16 protein-coding genes and 1 riboswitch are annotated in these 17,452 nt (G+C 66.4%); of the genes, 7 read left to right on the forward strand and 9 right to left on the reverse strand.

The genetic code is table 11. The annotated features are described in order from the left end of the window. Positions 1-17 precede the first annotated feature (17 nt). The 4 genes from thiS to ACZ9AQ_RS16020 form a co-directional block, all read right to left on the reverse strand. Positions 18-221 (reverse strand): sulfur carrier protein ThiS, encoded by a 204-nt coding sequence (gene thiS / locus ACZ9AQ_RS16005; protein ID WP_429204527.1) that lies wholly within the window; start codon positions 219-221, stop codon positions 18-20. Continuing rightward, the gene (gene thiC, locus ACZ9AQ_RS16010) at positions 222-2,147 is read right to left on the reverse strand and encodes a phosphomethylpyrimidine synthase ThiC (RefSeq protein WP_429204529.1); all 1,926 of its coding nucleotides are present in this window, start codon (positions 2,145-2,147) and stop codon (positions 222-224) included. Between the two features lie 73 nt (positions 2,148-2,220). Next, positions 2,221-2,327: riboswitch (TPP riboswitch) on the reverse strand. 81 nt (positions 2,328-2,408) lie between these two features. After that, entirely contained in the window at positions 2,409-2,819 is a 411-nt protein-coding gene (locus ACZ9AQ_RS16015; protein ID WP_429204530.1) for a hypothetical protein, read from the reverse strand. After that, positions 2,816-4,945 (reverse strand): hypothetical protein, encoded by a 2,130-nt coding sequence (locus ACZ9AQ_RS16020; protein ID WP_429204532.1) that lies wholly within the window; start codon positions 4,943-4,945, stop codon positions 2,816-2,818. The genes ACZ9AQ_RS16015 and ACZ9AQ_RS16020 overlap by 4 nt, the downstream gene beginning before the upstream one ends. Before the next feature lie 318 nt (positions 4,946-5,263). Between ACZ9AQ_RS16020 and ACZ9AQ_RS16025 the strand changes: the two genes are divergently transcribed. Next, the gene (locus tag ACZ9AQ_RS16025) at positions 5,264-8,062 is read left to right on the forward strand and encodes a valine--tRNA ligase (RefSeq protein WP_429204534.1); all 2,799 of its coding nucleotides are present in this window, start codon (positions 5,264-5,266) and stop codon (positions 8,060-8,062) included. Positions 8,063-8,291: 229 nt separating this feature from the next. On the opposite strand, the gene ACZ9AQ_RS16030 is transcribed toward ACZ9AQ_RS16025, so the two are convergent. Further along, positions 8,292-9,362 carry an MBL fold metallo-hydrolase gene (locus tag ACZ9AQ_RS16030; protein WP_429204535.1) on the reverse strand — a complete coding sequence of 357 codons (1,071 nt, stop codon included), beginning with the start codon at positions 9,360-9,362 and terminating at the stop codon, positions 8,292-8,294. A gap of 91 nt (positions 9,363-9,453) precedes the next feature. On the opposite strand from ACZ9AQ_RS16030, the gene ACZ9AQ_RS16035 reads away from it, so the two are divergent. Then, complete coding sequence (locus ACZ9AQ_RS16035) at positions 9,454-10,065, forward strand: TetR/AcrR family transcriptional regulator (RefSeq protein ID WP_429204537.1); 612 nt, start codon at positions 9,454-9,456, stop codon at positions 10,063-10,065. A gap of 65 nt (positions 10,066-10,130) precedes the next feature. Further along, positions 10,131-10,340 carry a hypothetical protein gene (locus ACZ9AQ_RS16040; RefSeq protein WP_429204538.1) on the forward strand — a complete coding sequence of 70 codons (210 nt, stop codon included), beginning with the start codon at positions 10,131-10,133 and terminating at the stop codon, positions 10,338-10,340. A 4-nt stretch (positions 10,341-10,344) separates the two neighbouring features. On the opposite strand, the gene ACZ9AQ_RS16045 is transcribed toward ACZ9AQ_RS16040, so the two are convergent. After that, positions 10,345-11,829, reverse strand: a complete 1,485-nt coding sequence (locus ACZ9AQ_RS16045) for an alanine/glycine:cation symporter family protein (protein ID WP_429204540.1) — start codon at positions 11,827-11,829, stop codon at positions 10,345-10,347. Between the two features lie 168 nt (positions 11,830-11,997). Between ACZ9AQ_RS16045 and ACZ9AQ_RS16050 the strand changes: the two genes are divergently transcribed. The 4 genes from ACZ9AQ_RS16050 to ACZ9AQ_RS16065 all read left to right on the forward strand — a co-directional run bounded on the left by ACZ9AQ_RS16050 (position 11,998) and on the right by ACZ9AQ_RS16065 (position 13,751). Further along, the gene (locus tag ACZ9AQ_RS16050) at positions 11,998-12,195 is read left to right on the forward strand and encodes a hypothetical protein (protein ID WP_429204542.1); all 198 of its coding nucleotides are present in this window, start codon (positions 11,998-12,000) and stop codon (positions 12,193-12,195) included. A gap of 98 nt (positions 12,196-12,293) precedes the next feature. Continuing rightward, positions 12,294-12,746, forward strand: a complete 453-nt coding sequence (locus ACZ9AQ_RS16055) for a DUF2147 domain-containing protein (protein WP_429204544.1) — start codon at positions 12,294-12,296, stop codon at positions 12,744-12,746. A 39-nt stretch (positions 12,747-12,785) separates the two neighbouring features. Then, positions 12,786-13,127 (forward strand): SMR family transporter, encoded by a 342-nt coding sequence (locus tag ACZ9AQ_RS16060; RefSeq protein ID WP_429204545.1) that lies wholly within the window; start codon positions 12,786-12,788, stop codon positions 13,125-13,127. A gap of 162 nt (positions 13,128-13,289) precedes the next feature. After that, positions 13,290-13,751 carry a hypothetical protein gene (locus ACZ9AQ_RS16065; protein WP_429204547.1) on the forward strand — a complete coding sequence of 154 codons (462 nt, stop codon included), beginning with the start codon at positions 13,290-13,292 and terminating at the stop codon, positions 13,749-13,751. A gap of 7 nt (positions 13,752-13,758) precedes the next feature. Here ACZ9AQ_RS16065 and ACZ9AQ_RS16070 read toward each other — a convergent pair whose 3' ends face one another. Genes ACZ9AQ_RS16070 through ACZ9AQ_RS16080 form a run of 3 tightly spaced genes read right to left on the reverse strand, consistent with a single transcriptional unit; the run spans position 13,759 to position 17,287 of the window. After that, positions 13,759-14,364: a response regulator transcription factor gene (locus ACZ9AQ_RS16070; protein WP_429204548.1), complete on the reverse strand. Its 606-nt coding sequence runs from the start codon at positions 14,362-14,364 to the stop codon at positions 13,759-13,761. Next, complete coding sequence (locus ACZ9AQ_RS16075) at positions 14,361-15,458, reverse strand: sensor histidine kinase (RefSeq protein WP_429204550.1); 1,098 nt, start codon at positions 15,456-15,458, stop codon at positions 14,361-14,363. Before ACZ9AQ_RS16075 ends, ACZ9AQ_RS16070 begins: the two co-directional genes overlap by 4 nt. A 14-nt stretch (positions 15,459-15,472) precedes the next feature. Beyond that, on the reverse strand, positions 15,473-17,287 hold the full coding sequence (locus ACZ9AQ_RS16080; RefSeq protein ID WP_429204551.1) for a CIA30 family protein: 1,815 nt from the start codon (positions 17,285-17,287) through the stop codon (positions 15,473-15,475). Positions 17,288-17,452 lie beyond the last annotated feature (165 nt).

Raw genomic sequence — 17,452 nt, forward strand, 5'->3', positions numbered from 1 at the left:
TCATCTTCATCCTCCTGTCAGCCGCCACCGATGGCGCGCACGATATCGACCCGGTCCCGTTCATTCAGGCGCCGGTGCAGCCATTGCTGGCGCGGCACCACTTCGCGGTTGACCGCGAGCGCCATCCCCTGCCCGCTCAGGCCCAGCTGCTCCAGCAGGCCGGACAGGGTTTGCCCGGGCGGCACCTGGCACGGCGCGCCGTTCACTTCGATCGGCGTCATTCACACCTCCCGGTACAGCTGGGCGCCGTTCTTCACGAACTCGATGGCCTTTTCCTGCATGCCCTGGGCCAGCGCGGACTCACCCTGCACGCCCCTGGCGGCGGCGTACTCGCGCACCTCCTGGGTGATCTTCATCGAGCAGAAATGCGGGCCGCACATCGAGCAGAAGTGGGCGACCTTGGCCGAATCCTTCGGCAGCGTCTCGTCGTGGAATTCGCGCGCCTTGTCCGGGTCGAGCCCGAGGTTGAACTGGTCTTCCCAGCGGAACTCGAAGCGCGCCTTCGACAGCGCGTTGTCGCGCAGCTGGGCGCCGGGATGGCCCTTGGCCAGGTCGGCCGCGTGCGCGGCGATCTTGTAGGTGATGATGCCGTCCTTGACGTCGTTCTTGTCGGGCAGGCCCAGGTGCTCCTTGGGCGTCACGTAGCACAGCATGGCGGTGCCGTACCAGCCGATATTGGCCGCGCCGATGCCCGAGGTGATGTGGTCGTAACCGGGAGCGATGTCGGTGGTGAGCGGTCCCAGCGTGTAGAACGGCGCCTCGTGGCACTGCTCCAGCTGCAGGTCCATGTTTTCCTTGATCAGGTGCAGCGGCACGTGGCCGGGGCCCTCGATGATGGTCTGCACGTCGTGCTTCCAGGCGATCTGGGTCAGCTCGCCCAGGGTCTTGAGCTCGGCCAGCTGGGCCTCGTCGTTGGCGTCGTAGATCGAACCGGGGCGCAGGCCGTCGCCCAGGCTGAACGAGACGTCATAGGCCTTCATGATCTCGCAGATGTCCTCGAAATGCGTGTACAGGAACGATTCGCGGTGGTGGGCCAGGCACCACTTGGCCATGATCGAGCCGCCGCGCGAGACGATGCCCGTCAGGCGATTGGCCGTCATGGGCACATACCGCAGCAGCACGCCGGCGTGGATGGTGAAGTAGTCGACGCCCTGCTCGGCCTGTTCGATCAGGGTGTCGCGGAAGATCTCCCACGTCAGGTCCTCGGCCTTGCCGTTGACCTTTTCCAGCGCCTGGTAGATCGGCACCGTGCCGATCGGCACCGGACTGTTACGCAGGATCCATTCGCGCGTCTCGTGGATGTGCTTGCCGGTCGACAGGTCCATCACCGTGTCGGCGCCCCAGCGGATGGCCCAGGTCATCTTTTCCACTTCCTCGCCGATCGACGAGGTGACGGCCGAGTTGCCGATATTGGCGTTGACCTTCACCAGGAAGTTGCGGCCGATGATCATCGGCTCCAGTTCCGGGTGGTTGATGTTGGCCGGGATCACGGCGCGGCCGCGCGCGACTTCCGAGCGCACGAATTCGGGCGTGATCTCGTGCGGGATGCTGGCGCCGAACGACTGGCCCGGATGCTGGCGGCCCAGCAGCGCCGCCACCCGCTGGCCCATCGGGCCCGAGGATTCCAGCGAGGCGATGTATTCCTTGCGCTGCATGTTTTCGCGCAGGGCAATGAATTCCATCTCGGGGGTGATGATGCCCTGGCGCGCGTAGTGCATCTGGGTGACGTTGCGCCCGCCATGGGCGCGGCGCGGCGCGCGCTGCAGGTTGAAGCGCAGCGCGGCCAGCTGCGGGTCGTTCAGCCGCGCCTGGCCGTAGCGCGAGGTCGGGCCGTCCAGCAGCTCGGTGTCGCCGCGCTCGGCGATCCATGCCTGGCGCATCGGCGCCAGACCGCTGCGGATGTCGATCGCCGTGCCCGGCTCGGTATACGGACCGGAGGTGTCATAGACGAACAGCGGCGGATTCGGTTCGGCGCCGAAGCTGTCGGGCGTGGGCGACTGGCTGATTTGGCGCATCGGCACGCGGATGTCGGGCCGGCTGCCTGCGATGTAAACCTTGCGCGAATTTGGTAGTGGATGGATGGCCGCGTCGTCCACCGTGGCGGTGGCGGCGTCGAATACCCGAGATGATTTCAGAGGTGCGTTCATGTGGCTCCCTTGCTTGCGGAGCCAGCAAAGGAGGTGCCGGTGAGTGCAAGGCGGAACGGATGTGCGCCCGCTTGCATCGATTCGGCTGCTTCCCTTCGCTGGCATTATCCAGATCAGGTTCGGAGGGTATTTCTCACCCACGCTCCACTGATATGGCGCGCAGGACCCCTAGCGTTCGCCGCCTGGGAGCCTGAGCTCCCGGACAGCAGGCCGATTATAGCCCAATCATTTTTCGATGGGCAGAAAATCCATCTGGTGTTGTCACAGCATCGGAGGCTCTTGCTCCAGCGCATGTAGGTGCAGCTCGCCGTTCACGGATCGCACCTCGACGAACGGCGTGCGCGCCGGCGCAATGGCCTGCGCAACCGGTGGCCCGCCGTCGACCGACACCTCGAGCTGCACGCTGTCGGCCGCGGTCTGGACGTCGACTGCGTCCGCGCGCGAGATCGTCCAGTCGGTGCTGACGCCGGAGCGCTGGTACACCTGCTTGCCGTCGACCCGCACGCTCACGGTATTGTTCTGGAAGCCTTCGCCCAGCCTCACGCGTAATGTCATGATTTTCTTCTCCTCATCGAGTGCCGGCGTCGGGTCGCCGGACCGGGCGCGCTCCGAGCACGCCGGTCCGGACAATCCCAGCGCCAGCATGAAGGCAATCCAGGCCTGGCGCTTCATTGCTCGTCAGGCTTGCTGGCAGGCTGGATCGACATCCGGTTCAGGCTATCCTGCGCTCCCCGTTCGTCCCCGGTCGCTTTCTGGATGCACGAAAGACTGTACAGCACCTGGTTTTCCGACACCGGGTCGAGCACGTGGGCGCCGGTCACGCTCGAGAGCAAGGCGATGCTTTCCTCGGCCCGGGCGGGACGCACGGTGACGGACCTGCCTTCGCCCGCATTGACAGTCTTGAATACCCGCGCCGCATTGATGCCCTTGACCATGCGCGCATAGGCGGCCAGTGGGTGCGCGCCGAAGCGGTCGATCACCTCGTCGAACGCGTCGTTGCCGGCACGCAGCGAAACGTTGTCCGAGCCCTGCAGGTAGAGCAGCACACCCTGGTCGTCGCCCATGAACAGGTCGGCCAGCGTGTCCTCGTCGCGGGTGACCGGGTAGCGCACCCGGATCGTCAGGATGTCGGACAGCACTTGCGAGCCGTCGAGCGCCGCATAGGCCGCGCGCACGCGGTAATGGCCCGGCTGGTCGAAGTAGAAGCCGCCCTTGCCGTAGCCGATGTAGGCGCTGTCGCGCACCTCGTCGTCCACGCCGAGCATTTTCTGGCGTTCGCCGACCAGGTGGTCGATCATCGGCTCGTAGGCGACGACCTGGCCGCCCGGCTTGCTGATGACGACCCTGACCAGGCCGAAATCGGGGTGCAGCCAGGTGTGGGCGCGGCGTCCGCGGGTGGTGGTGGCCTTGAGCTTGAGTTCGAGCACGACCGGTTCACCCAGCGCGAAGCTGCGCTGGTGGGTCGAGATTCCCAGCACCAGCCCCGACTCGTCCGAGATCGGATCGGCCAGCACTTCGCGGCCCAGCGACGAACCGACGATGAAGTTGTTGCCGCCCATGATGACGTCGTTGCGGAAGCCATGGCGCAGGTGGATCAGTTCCTCGTCGTCGAAGCGGAAGTCGAAGCTGCTCCAGAAACCGGCCGGGCCGCCTTTCGGGTAGTACCACGGGTAGTTCATCCACGACAGCGCATCCGGCCGGTCGGGCTTGGGCGGCGAGGCCAGCGACTTCTGCCAGGAGTGCAGCAGATTGAAGCAGTGGCCGAGTTCGTGCACATAGGTGTACAGCTGCAGCCGCTGCTGCTCGGCCGTGGCGCCGCCGATCCCCGCATGGAATACGGCGCAGCCCTGGCGCTGCCTGCCCTGCTGGTCGAACATGATGCCGTACAGGCCGGCGCCGTAGTCATGCTGCTGGGCCACCAGCTGCCAGACGCACCATTGCTGCACGTCGCTCCACAAGGTGAAGTGGGCCTGCATCGAGGCGTGCAGCTCGGCATTGCTCCAGGTGGCGTTGGGGCCGGCATCGCCGATATTGATCACATTGTTGCCGGCGGTCGGCACCATGCCGATGCCGGCCTCGCCGAAGGCGCTGACCACGTTCAGGTTGCGCGCGCTGCCGCCGGACGGCAGCGAACCGGTGTGATAGCTGGCGAACGGCGCGGTGGCGAGATCCGAGACGCTGTCGGTTTCGATGCGCACCGTGCGAAAGTGCAGGGACGAGAACGGGCAGTGATAGGACGCGCCCGGCGAATTGGTGACGGTAAAGAACTGCAGGGTCGCGGCCGCCTGCGGCTGCAGGATATTCGCCCGCGGGACGGTGACCTGCACCACCGGGGCGCCGGCCGCGAAGGTATAGCGGCCCATGCCCTTGACCACGACCTTGGCGGCGGACACGGTGACCGCCGGGCTGTCCACCACGAAGGAGCCGAAATACGAGGTGGTCTTGCCGACGGTGTGATAAAAGTCGCCGCTCACCCGTTTCATGGGCCGGCTGCGGTCGACGTCAACCCGCAATTCCACCTGGAACGCGCCCAGGGCCCCGGCATAACAGCCGCTCACCGCCTTCTTGATCGGCAGCGGGACCGGCGGAATCGGGAATGTCGGGATCGGCGCCGGTGGCGCGTGGGGAACGGCCGGCGCCTCGGGCATGGCGCCGGTGGGGGCGGCGTCGTGGGATTCGCCGAGTCCCAGTTCGCCGTTGGACAGGCCGGACACTTCTTCATAGCTCATCTGGCCACTGCTATCCAGAAGCGCCTCTTCGCCGGCATTTTCGACCCCGGTTGGATCAATTTGTGACATGATGACTCTCCTCGATGCAACATTCCTCGCACGGCCAGGCGGGCCGGCCGCGTTCCGGTCTTGCGAACTCGTCCTCCTTGAATGCCGATGTGCTGCTTGGACCGTGGTGGCGCGGCGCGCGATTCGTCCAGGCCGTCGACTTTCGGCGTGATCCGAGACGCGTTTAGAGGAAAATCAAATGAGCATCACAATGACCCCCAGCAGGAGCGAAAGGGACAGCGCGCAGCGCCGGTATCCGGCGATTCCGCCGAGTTAGGCTGGCGATGTAAGGTGACCTATAATGGTTCTTTCGCCAAAAATTTCACCTACCAGCACATCATGGAATTAGCCAAGTCTTTCGAGCCAGCCGATATTGAACAGTTCTGGCGCGCCGAGTGGGAAAAACGCGGTTACTTCACCGCCACCATGGACGAGGGCAAGCCGTCCTTCAGCATCCAGCTGCCGCCGCCGAACGTGACCGGCACCCTGCACATGGGCCACGCGTTCAACCAGACCATCATGGATGGCCTGACCCGCTATTACCGCATGCGCGGCTACAACACCGCCTGGGTGCCGGGCACCGACCACGCCGGCATCGCGACCCAGATCGTGGTCGAGCGCCAGCTCGACGCCCAGAAGATCTCGCGCCACGACCTCGGCCGCGACGCATTCCTGGAAAAAGTCTGGGAGTGGAAGGAAAAGTCGGGCAACACCATCACCGGCCAGATGCGCCGCCTGGGCGCCTCGGCCGACTGGCAGCGCGAATACTTCACGATGGACGACGCCCGCTCGAAGGCGGTGGTCGAAGTCTTCGTGCGCCTGTACGAGCAGGGCCTGATCTACCGCGGCAAGCGCCTGGTCAACTGGGACCCGGTGCTGGGCACGGCCGTCTCCGACCTCGAAGTCGATTCGCAGGAAGAAGACGGCTCGATGTGGTACATCCAGTATCCGCTGGCGGACGGCAGCGGCCACCTGACGGTCGCCACCACCCGTCCCGAGACCATGCTGGGCGACGTCGCGGTCGCGGTCGACCCGCTTGACGAACGCTATGCCCACCTGCACGGCAAGATGATCAAGCTGCCGTTGACCGGGCGCGAGATCCCGATCATTGCCGACAGCTACGTCGACAAGGAATTCGGCACCGGCTGCGTCAAGATCACGCCGGCCCACGACTTCAACGACTACGCCGTCGGCCAGCGCGCGAACCTGGAGCCGATCAATATCTTCACGCTGGACGCGAAGATCAACGACAACGCGCCAGAACAGTATCGCGGCCTGGACCGCTTCGCCGCGCGCAAGCAGATCGTCGCCGACCTGGAAGCGCTCGGCCTGATGGAGCAGATCAAGCCGCACAAGCTGATGGTTCCGCGCGGCGACCGCACCAACGTCGTGATCGAGCCGATGCTGACCGACCAGTGGTTCGTCGCCATGACCAAGCCGGCGCCCGAAGGCACCTTCAATCCGGGCAAGTCGATCACCGACGTGGCGCTGGAAAAAGTCGCCAATGGCGAGATCAAGTTCGTGCCCGAGAACTGGAGCACCACCTATAACCAGTGGCTGGGCAACATCCAGGACTGGTGCATCTCGCGTCAGCTGTGGTGGGGCCACCGCATCCCGGCCTGGTTCGCCGAGGACGGCAGCATCATCGTCGCGCGTGACGAGGAAGAAGCGAAAGCCAAGGCCGCCGCGCAAGGCGTCACGGGGGCGCTGCGCCGCGACGACGACGTGCTCGACACCTGGTTCTCGTCGGCCCTGGTGCCCTTCTCGACCATGGGCTGGCCCGAGGAAACGCCGGACATGAAGATGTTCCTGCCGTCGTCGGTGCTGGTCACCGGCTTCGACATCATCTTCTTCTGGGTGGCGCGCATGGTCATGATGACCGCCCACTTCACCGGCAAGGTGCCGTTCGAGACCGTGTACGTGCACGGCCTGGTGCGCGACTCGCAGGGCCAGAAGATGTCCAAGTCGAAGGGCAATACGCTCGACCCGATCGACCTGATTGATGGAATAGATCTCGATAGCCTGGTTGCCAAGCGCACCACCGGCCTGATGGACCCGCGCGCGGCCGAGAAAATCGCCAAGGCCACCCGCAAGGAATTCCCGGACGGAGTCCCGGCCTTCGGCACCGACGCCGTGCGCTTCACCATGGCGAGCTACGCTTCGCTGGGCCGCAACATCAACTTCGACCTGGGCCGCGCCGAGGGTTATCGCAACTTCTGCAACAAGCTGTGGAACGCGACCCGCTTCGTGATGATGAATACCGAAGGCAAGGATTGCAGCGCCCCGTTGCCTGAAGATCTGTCTCCGGCGGATCGCTGGATCATCTCGCTGATGAACCGCGTCGAACTGGACGTGGCCAAGGGCTTTGCCGACTACCGCTTCGACAACATCGCCAGCAGCATCTACAAATTCGTGTGGGACGAGTACTGCGACTGGTACCTGGAAGTGGCCAAGGTGCGCGTCCAGCAGGGCACCGAAGCGCAGCAGCGCGCTACCCGCCACACCCTGCTGCGGGTGCTGGAAGTGATCCTGCGCCTGGCGCATCCGATCATCCCGTTCGTGACCGAGGCGCTGTGGCAGAGCATCGCGCCGCTGGCCGGCAAGACCGGCGCGACCATCATGCTGCAGCCGTACCCGCTGGCCGACACCTCGCTGGTCGACGAGGAAGCCGAAGCCTGGATGGAGCAGTTCAAGACGCTGACCGACGCCACCCGCAACCTGCGCGGCGAGATGTCGCTGTCGCCGTCGGTGCGCGTGCCGCTGATCGTCGAGCCGGGCAACCAGGAAGACCGCGCGAAGATGGCGGTGTTCGCGCCGTACATCCAGCTGCTGGGCAAACTCGCCGAAGTGCAGATCGTCGACGCGCTGCCGGAATCGCCGGCCGCGGTGTCGATCGTCGGCACCACCAAGCTGATGCTGAAGGTCGAGATCGACGTCGCCGCCGAGCGCGAGCGCCTGTCGAAAGAGATCGCGCGCGTCTCCGGCGAGATCACCAAGGCCGAGGGCAAGCTGTCCAACGAGAGCTTTGTGGCGCGCGCGCCGGCCGCCGTGGTGGCGCAGGAGAAGGAACGCGTAGCGAACTTCTCGGCGACGCTGGCCAAGATGCAGGAACAGCTGGAGAAGCTGCCGGCCGCCTGATCGGCGCAGCCCAATGAGAAACGCGGCCTCGGCCGTAATGCCGTTAAGTTAAGCTGCTGAGCTAGCCGTCAAATACGTCGTCCCCGCGCAGGCGGGGACCCAAGTTCTGCAACCGTCGTCGAAACGCTTGCAAGATTGGGTCCCCACCTTCGTGGGGACGACGTTTTTACGCTAACTCAAAAAGACTTTCGCCTTAACTTAACGTCATTACGGCCTCGACCGCGTTTTTTTATTTCAGGTTCCGCCACCAGCGCCCACCCGCATGCGGCTGCTTCAAGTCCAGCGCCTCGCCCATCTCGGGTGTGGTCAGGCTGACGCCCTCGTCGTCGGCCAGCTGCGCGATGCGGTCGAACGGATCCTGCCAGCGATGCATCCCCAGGTCGAAGGTGCCATTATGCACCGGGAACAGCCAGTGCGCTTTCAGGTCGAGGAAGGCCTGCATGGTTTCCTCGGGCTGCATGTGGACGTCGGGCCAGCGCTTGTCGTAGGCGCCGGTTTCCAGCAGCGCCACGTCGAACGGGCCGAACCTGGCGCCGATCTCCTTGAAGCCCTTGAAGTAACCGGTGTCGCCGCTGAAGAACAGGCGCAGGTCGTCATGCTGGATCACCCACGATGCCCACAGGGTCGTGTTCGCATCGGCCAGGGTGCGGCCCGAGAAATGCTGGGCCGGCGTCGCCGTGAAGCGCACGTTGCCCACCTCCGTACCCTGCCACCAGTCGAACTGGCGCACCTTGGCCCGGTCCACGCCCCAGCCAACCAGCCGGTCGCCCACGCCGAGCGGCGTCAGGAACAGCGTCGTCTTGGCCGCCAGCGCCTTGATGGCGGCGTAGTCGAGATGGTCGTAGTGGTCGTGCGACAGGATCACCGCCTTGATCGGCGGCAGTTCGTCGATCGAGATCGGCGGCGCATGAAAGCGCGCCGGGCCGGCCCATTGCACGGGCGAGGCGCGTTCGGAAAACACCGGATCGGTAAGATAGAACTCGCCGCCGAGCTTGATCAGCATGGTCGAGTGGCCGAGCCGGTACAGCGTGTTGTCGGGCGCGGCCAGCAGTGCCGCCTGGCTCAGGGTGCGGACCGGTACCGCCTGCTCGGGAATCGTGCCCTGGGGCTTGTCGAACAGGAAAATCCACCACACCTTGGCCATCTCGCCAAGGCTCAGCTTGTGTATCTCGACCGGATTACGGTATTTCCCGTCATGGAATTGGGGCGAAGCCGACGCGGTGGCGGTGCCGGCGATGGAGGTGCAGGACGCCGTGATGGCGAGTGCTCCGAGAAAGAGAATGCCGAGGAGTAGGCGCATAGGTCGATAGTTGCGATAGTAGTCGTAAAGTACACTACACAGTGTAGTATCGAAATTTGAGAAAGTAAACTGCCGAGTGTAGAATTCGCGCATGCACACGCCCACCCGCCTGACCGACCGAAAACGCAGCGCCATCCTGGCCGCCGCTGCCGAGCAGTTTCGCGTCCATGGTTATGAAACCGCCAGCATGGACGGCATCGCCGCGCTCGCGGGCGTATCGAAGCGCACCGTGTACAACCACTTCGGCAGCAAGGAAGAACTGTTCGGCGAAACGGTGATGCAGATGTTCGAGCGCAGCGCGGGCCAGCTCGAACTGCGCTACCAGCCGGAGCGCAGCCTGCGCGAGCAACTGGTCGAATTGATGTCGCTGAAAATGCGCACCCTGGCCGATCCGGAATTCATCGCGCTGGCGCGGGTGGCGATCGGCGAGGCGATCCACGCGCCGGAGCGCACGCTGCCCATCCTTGCCCGCCTGGGCGAACGCGAGGAAGGCGTCACGGCCTGGATCCGCGCGGCGCAGGCCGACGGCAAACTCAAGGCGGGCGATCCGACGTTCGCCGCCACGCTGCTGCAGGGCCAGATCAAGACCTTCGCCTTCTGGCCGCAGATCGCGATGGGCGCCACGCCGCTCGCGCCGGCCGAGCAGGAGCGCGTCATCGACGCCGCGGTGTCGATGTTCCTGTCGTATTTCGCGGCCGGCTAGAAGCTGATCACGAAGCGGGCGCCCCGGCCCACCGATTTCGCATAGCGCACCGTGCCGCCGTTTTCATGGACCAGGTGGCCGGCGCCCTGCTCGGACTGCCGCTGGCCTGGATCGCGATCCAGCAGTACCTGAGCGGCTTCGCCACCCGCGCGCCAATCGGCGGCTGGACGCTGGCGCTGGGATTGCTGCTGTCCTGCGCGGTGACCCTGGCGGCCACGCTGCGCCACGCGCTGGCGGCGATGCGCCTGCGGCCGGCGCAGGCGCTGCGCGAGTAGCGTCTTACTTGACCGGCGTGTCGTCGAGGCGCACGCTCTCCTGCTGCGTGCGCGCCGCGGCGTTACGCTGCACCCAATAGTCGGCGTTCTTGATGCCGAGCGCCACCGGATCGAAGACCGGATCCTTGCCGGCTTTCTTCTGCGCTTCGTAGTCGCGCAGGCACTTGAAAGCGACGTTGCGCAGCAGGACGATCGCCACGATGTTCAACCAGGCCATCAGGCCGACGCCCAAGTCGCCCAGCGCCCAGGCGACATCGGCGGTCTTGATCGCGCCGTAGACGGTGGCGGCCACGATCGCGATCTTGAGCGCGAAATTGAGCCACGGATGGCGCGCGTGGCGGTCCATGTAGGCGATATTGGTCTCGGCGATATAGTAGTAAGCGACGATCGTGGTGAAGGCGAAGAACAGCAGCGCGATCGCCACGAACAGCGCGCCGAAGCCCGGCATCACGTTCTCGAGCGCGGTCTGCACATAGCCGGGGCCGGCCGCCACGCCCTGCACGCCGACGAACATCTGGGTGCCGTTCGGCGCCTCGACGTTGTACTGGCCGGTAATCAGGAGCATGAAGGCAGTGGCCGAGCACACGAACAGGGTGTCGATATAGACCGAGAAGCCCTGCACCAGGCCCTGCTTGGCCGGATGGCTGACTTCGGCGGCGGATGAGGCGTGCGGGCCGGTGCCCTGGCCCGCTTCGTTCGAGTACACGCCGCGCTTGACGCCCCACATGATGGCCATGCCGATGATGGCGCCAAAGCCGGCGTCAAGGCCGAAGGCGGAGCTGATGATCAGCGAGATCACCGCCGGCAACTGCTCGATGTGCAGGAACACGATGACGCAGGCCACCACGATATAGCCCAGCGCCATGAACGGCACCACCAGCTCGGCGAAGGTCGCGATGCGCTTGACGCCGCCGAAGATGATGAAGGCCAGCGCAATGGCCAGGACGGCGGCGGTGACGTTCGGATCGATGCCGACGGCCGTCTTCAGCCCCTCGGCGATCGAGTTGGCCTGCACGCCGGGCAGCAGCAGGCCGGTGGCGAACACCGTCGCGATCGCGAAGGTCCAGGCATACCATTTGACGCCCAGGCCCTTCTCGATGTAGAAGGCGGGACCGCCGCGGTACTGCTTGCCGATCTGCTCCTTGTAGACCTGGCCCAGCGTCGACTCGACGAACGCCGAGCTGGCGCCCAGGAAGGCCACCGCCCACATCCAGAACACCGCGCCGGGGCCGCCGAAGGTGATGGCGGTGGCCACGCCGGCGATGTTGCCGGTGCCGACCCGGCCGGCGAGCGTCATCGTCAGCGCCTGGAAGGAGGACACGCCCTGCTCCGAGCTTTTACCTTCAAGCATTAGGCGGGTCATCTCCCGCACGTGGCGCACCTGCAGGAAACGCGACCGGAGCGAGAAATACAGCCCCACGCCCAGGCACAGCGCGATCAGCGCGGGGCTCCAGATGATGCCATTGATGGCGTTTACCAGATCGTTCATGCAAAGTCCTTGTCGCGTAGGAGAGGTTGAAGATTTACCTTTGGTAAAGATGCCACAAGATACAATAGTTAGAGGGAAATTTGCATCGAAAAAAAATAGATTGGCCCCGCAATCGCCCCGCCGTTTTGTGAGAAATGGCGCCACATAAATACATGATACGATTTGCCTATGGACCGACGAAGCGACTACAAGACCTCCCTGCACATCGACGCCGTGATTCACGAGGCGTTTCCCGACCAGCGCGTCAACGCCGCGCGCCAGCTCGCCGAGCTCGGCGTGCCGCTGGAAGTGGCGATGCGCGTGCTGACCCGCCCGGCCGAGCGGCGCCACCAGGTGACCCCGGAAGACGTGCGCAACGCGCCATAGCGCCCCCGATTTGGAAGGAATCCTCGGATTCCGGCCATCCCGCCCGCAAGCGGCTTTGCTACACTCCGTCATACCAACAACAATACAGGAGACTCACCATGCGACATCTGATGCAAGCCGGCCTGATCGCCGCGGCCATGCTCGCCCTGCCCACCGCCGCATTGGCGCAGAACGCCTCGCCGGTCGGCGCCTGGAAGACCATCGACGACAAGACCGGCAAGCCGAAGGCGCTGGTGCGCATCAGCGAGGAAGGCGGCGTCCTGACCGGCAAGATCGAGAAGCTGTACCGCGAACCGTCCGAAGACCAGAACCCGAAATGCGTGAAATGCAGCGACGCGCGCAAGGACCAGCCGATCATCGGCATGACCATCCTGTCGGGCCTCAGGAAGGACGGCAACGAGTACACCGGCGGCGAGATCCTCGACCCGGCGGCCGGCAAGACCTACAAGAGCAAGGCCAGCCTGGCCGACAATGGCAACAAGCTCGAAGTGCGCGGCTATGTCGGCGCCCCGATGTTCGGCCGCACCCAGACCTGGCAGCGCGAACAATAAACCTCACGGCGGCCCGGCGACGGGCCGTTGTTCTTCCCGATGACGCTGAATCAAGCTTATATCTTCCTTGGCTTCGCCATCGTCGCCGAAGTGATCGGCACCACCGCCCTCAAGGCCTCCGACAGTTTTACCCGTCCCGTTCCGAGCCTGGTCACGGTCGGCTGCTACGCGCTGTCGTTCTACCTGCTCACCTTCAGCCTGCGCGTGCTGCCCACCGGCATCGCCTACGCGATCTGGTCCGGTGTCGGCATCGTGCTCATCTCGCTGGTCAGCTGGTTGTATTTCCGCCAAAGCCTGGACCTGGCGGCCATCGCCGGCCTGGCCCTGATCATCGCCGGGGTGCTGGTCATCAACCTGTTTTCGAAGAGCGTCGGTCACTAGGCACGCGCCAGGCAATGTCGGCTATGCTATCGTCAAGATCAAGTCGACCTCGCGTCAACCGCGACGTGTTGCCGGACGTTACTTCCAGCCCACCTTAGCTTAGGCGCCATGAAACCGACTTCCGTAGCGCGTGCCGCACGCCCCGTCTTCCGCGGACGGGCCATGCGCGTGATTCGCCTGCTCAGCCTGGCTGGCGGCGTCTTCGCCATCCTGTTGCCGGCCGCCTTGCTGGCCTCGACCGCGCACGGCATCCCGGACTGGATCGAGCCGTATATCGTGCTGGTCGGCGTGGCGCTCGGGTCGGGCGGCTTCTTCCTGGTCGCGATGGCCGGCCACCGCATGCACCGCGATTCCCTGCTGCGCTCGTTCGCCGCCCTGCTCCTGATGCTCCCCTTCGGCGCCAGCGGCATCGTGATCTGGCATGCCAGCAATATGCTGATGGTCTGTCTGTGCACCTTCCTGTTGATGCTGACGAGCCTGCTGTACCTCAGCTTCATCTATCCGCTGACCCATGTGCCGCAGCAGCCGATCGTGCCCAGGACGCCTGCCCGGCGCGCGCCCAGGCCGATCCAATGGCTCCCGGTGCGCCGCCAGCGCGAGCGCCGCGGCACCCAGCTCCTGTAGCCGGCCGCTACAGCCATCCCGCATCGCGCGCTATCCGATACGCTTCCACGCGGTTCCCGGCGCCCAGCTTGCTGATCGCTTCCGACAGATAGTTGCGCACCGTTCCCTCGGACAAGTGGACCTGGCGCGCGATCTCGCCGCTCGAGCGCCCCTCGCCGGCCAGGCGCAGCACCTGGCGTTCGCGCTCGGTCAGCGGGTCGCTGCCGGCGTTCCAGCTTTCCAGTGCCAACTCGGGCGCGATCGCGCGCCCGCCCGCATGCACGACGCGGATGGCGTCGGCCAGCGCGTCGACCGGCGCATCCTTGAGCAGGTAGCCGCGCACGCCGGCCTCCATGGCGCGCCGCAGGTAGCCGCTGCGAGCGAAGGTCGTCACCACCACGACCTTGCAGGCCAGCCTGCGCTCGGCCAGCGCCCGGGCCAGTTCGATGCCGGTCATGTGCGGCATCTCGATATCGGTCAGGACGATGTCGGGGATCAGCCGTTCGCACAGGTCCAGCGCCTCGCGGCCGTCGCAGGCGCCGGCCACCACTTCGACGTCCGGCTCCAGCCGCAGCAAGGCGCTCAGGGCGCCCAGCACCAGCTTCTGGTCTTCGGCGATCAGGACGCGGATCATGCCGGCACCTGCAGCTCGAGCGCCAGCCCGTCGCAAGCGCGCAGCGACAGGCGGCCGCCCAGCGCCGCCACGCGCTCCTGCATGCCGGCCAGTCCGTTGCCATGGAGCAGCGCATCGGTATCGCGCAGGCGCCCGTCGTCGCGCACGCGCAGCACGGCGTGGCCGTCCTCGCGGCGCAGCGACAGCGTGCAGCGCGACGCCTGGGCGTGGCGCACGATATTCGTCACCGCCTCGCGCAGCGCCAGCGCCACCACGTGCTCGGCGGCCGGGGCCAGGTCGATCGGCTCGACGCGCTCGTCCAGGGCGACATCGGCCGCCTGCAGGCTGGCGCGGGCGCTGGCCAGGGCCTGGGCCAGGCCGCTCTCGCGGTAGCCGGTAACGGCCGTGCGCACCTCGGCCAGGGCGGTGCGCGCGCTGGCCTCGATGTCGGCGATCTCGCGCGCACAGGCGGCGCTGTCGCGCCCCGCCAGCTTGCCCGCCAGCTCGGCCTTGAGGGCGATCAGCGACAGCGAGTGGCCGAGCAGGTCGTGCAGGTCGCGCGAGATGCGCTCGCGCTCGGCGATGCGCGCCATGTGCTCCACCTCTTCCTGCTTGCGCATGAGTTGGGCCCGCGCGCTGCGCTTGCGCTCATCCATGATGCACGACAGCCCGACCGGCAGGCCGGCCATCAGGATCGGCATCAAGAAGATGAGCTGCATCGGTCCGGCCAGGAACGAGACGGCGCCGCCGCAGGCGATCACGCCCAGCATGGCGCCGATGGCGCGGCCCGTTCCCGGGATCCGGGCGCACATGGCGCAGGCGAAGATGAAGAACGATGCGGCGCCCGGGTTCCAGCGCGCCCACAGCGTGCCAAGCAGGCAGCCGGCCGCCACGCAGGCGCCCACCTGCCAGCCGCGCGCCCAGAAGCTGGCGCAGTACAACGGAACGAAGGCGGCCAGGGTCAGCGCCAGCAGCGCCAGTTCGAGCGCGTCCGGCCTCACATAGGCGAACTTCCAGAACAGGTAGCCGAGCGACAGCAGCCAGACGTATTGCAGCCTGCCGTATTCGGGCGGAATCCAGGGCCGTGCCAGCGCTTGCCTGAGGGTCGTCGTCATGGTGGGCTCCATCCTTATTCGTGTTCCAGCAGGCGCACGTCGGCGAGTTCGAAGCGGTAGTCGCCCGGCTGCGGGCCGGCACTGAATGCTAGCATGGCGACGGCGGCCGGATCGATGCCGGCAAAGGCCGCCAGAGGCACGCTGACTTCTTCCCATTCCCCCTTGGCCACGAACGGCACCATACTCGGGCGCTGGTTGCCGGCGCCCATCAGCATCACCTGGTAGGTCTGGCCGTCGCCGCGCACCCTGAAGCGCAGCGTCTTCGCCGCGCTCAGGTCGGCCGGCTGCATCGGCTGGGCGCCGGGCATGAAGGCCACGCTGGACCAGGCGAACGGCAGACCCGGCGCCACCGTGGCGCTGACCGCCAGCGGCACTTGCCCATCGGTCAGCGGCGGCAGCACCTCGAGCCTGACGGTCGACTTGCCGCCCGCGAACTGGTCGGTCGACGGCAGCCAGCCGCTGCCGAACGGGCTGCCCAGGCGGCCGGCGCTGAAGTCGCTGATGCGGCCATCCGGCGGCAGCGCCTGGCGCGTGGCGCCGCGGCTCTCCTGCGCCACCCGCTGGCGCCGCGCATCGCGCAGGGGATTGGCGCTCTGGCCATCCTTCCAGACTTCGACGATATGGCGCGTGGCGCGTACGTCGGCCGCGGGATTTCCTTCGACCAGCAGCAGGTCGGCCTTGCAGCCCCTGGCGATGCAGCCGCGCCGGCCCAGCCTGAAGGCCGCGGCCGGCGCGCTGGTGGCGGCGGCCAGCGCCTCGACCGGGCTCAGGCCGGCCTCGACCAGCGCCGCCAGTTCGCGGTGCATGCTGACGCCGTACAGGGTGCCGGCGTTGCCCGCATCGGTTCCGGCCAGGACCGGCACGCCGGCCTTGCGCAGGGCGGCGGTGACGGCTTTCGGCGCCGCCAGCGCCTGTGGCCGCGCCTGTGCGCCATAGCGCGCCTTGAGCGTGGCGGCGCCTTCGCGGTCGATCAGCGCCGCCAGCCGGGCGTCGGCGAGCAGGTCGTCGCTGCGCACGCCGGCCATGCTTTCCAGGACCGTGAAGGTCGGAATCACGAAGGCGCCCCTGGTCCGGGCCAGCCGGGCCAGGCTGTCGACGGCCTGTCGATCGGGCGCGGCGCCCAGGAACAGGTGCACCAGGCCGTCGGCGCCGGCCTCCAGCGCGGCCCGCGCATCCCTCTCGTTGCTGACGTGGACCACGGCCAGCTTGCCGCGCAGGTGGGCGGCCTCGATCAGCGCCCTGGCGGTGGCCAGGTCGAGCGAGTTCTTCCTGCTCGTGCCCTGTCCGCCGGCTTCGAGCACGATCTTGATGAAGTCCGAGCCTTCGGCGATGCGGGCATCGACGAAGTCGCGCGCCTGTTCCGGCCGGCTCAGGGTCGGGATCGGCAGGCCGTACTGGGTGCCGTGGCCGTTCGGGGCCGTGGCCAGGGTGCCGGCCGAGAACATGTCGGCCCGCCCCGCATTGCGGCCGGCCGCCATGCTGGCCTTGACCTCCTGCATCAGCGGCACGGCGGTGAACATGTCGACCTGGGTGGTGACGCCGAACAGCAGCGGCAGGTCGAGCTGCTTGAACGCATGGGTGTGGGCGTCGATCAGGCCCGGCAACAGGGTGCGGCCGGCGCCCCCGACGATGCGGCTGCCTGCGGGCGGCGCGCCGCGAAAGTCGGCGTCGACGATGACGCCGCCGTCGAACAGCACCGAACGGCGTTCGTGCACGGCCTTGCCGTCGAAGACGCGCACGTCCTGGACCAGGGTGGCGGCGGCGAGGGCCAGGGTGGACAGGGTGAGGCCGGTGGCGGCGATGACGGCTTTCAGGACGGGGGTGGACATGGTTTCCTCACAGGGTTGGTGTAAGGCCAGTATGTCGCTGCGCTATCCATGCCGACAGAAGCGCTTGCCATCGATTCGGGATGACAACTGTCATCCGATCGGCGCACCGTTGATGTGAGTCATGCTCCCGCAAGAGGACACATTCCCGGCAGCTATGGTTTCCTG

It is taken from the genome of Massilia sp. UYP34 (assembly GCF_056279385.1).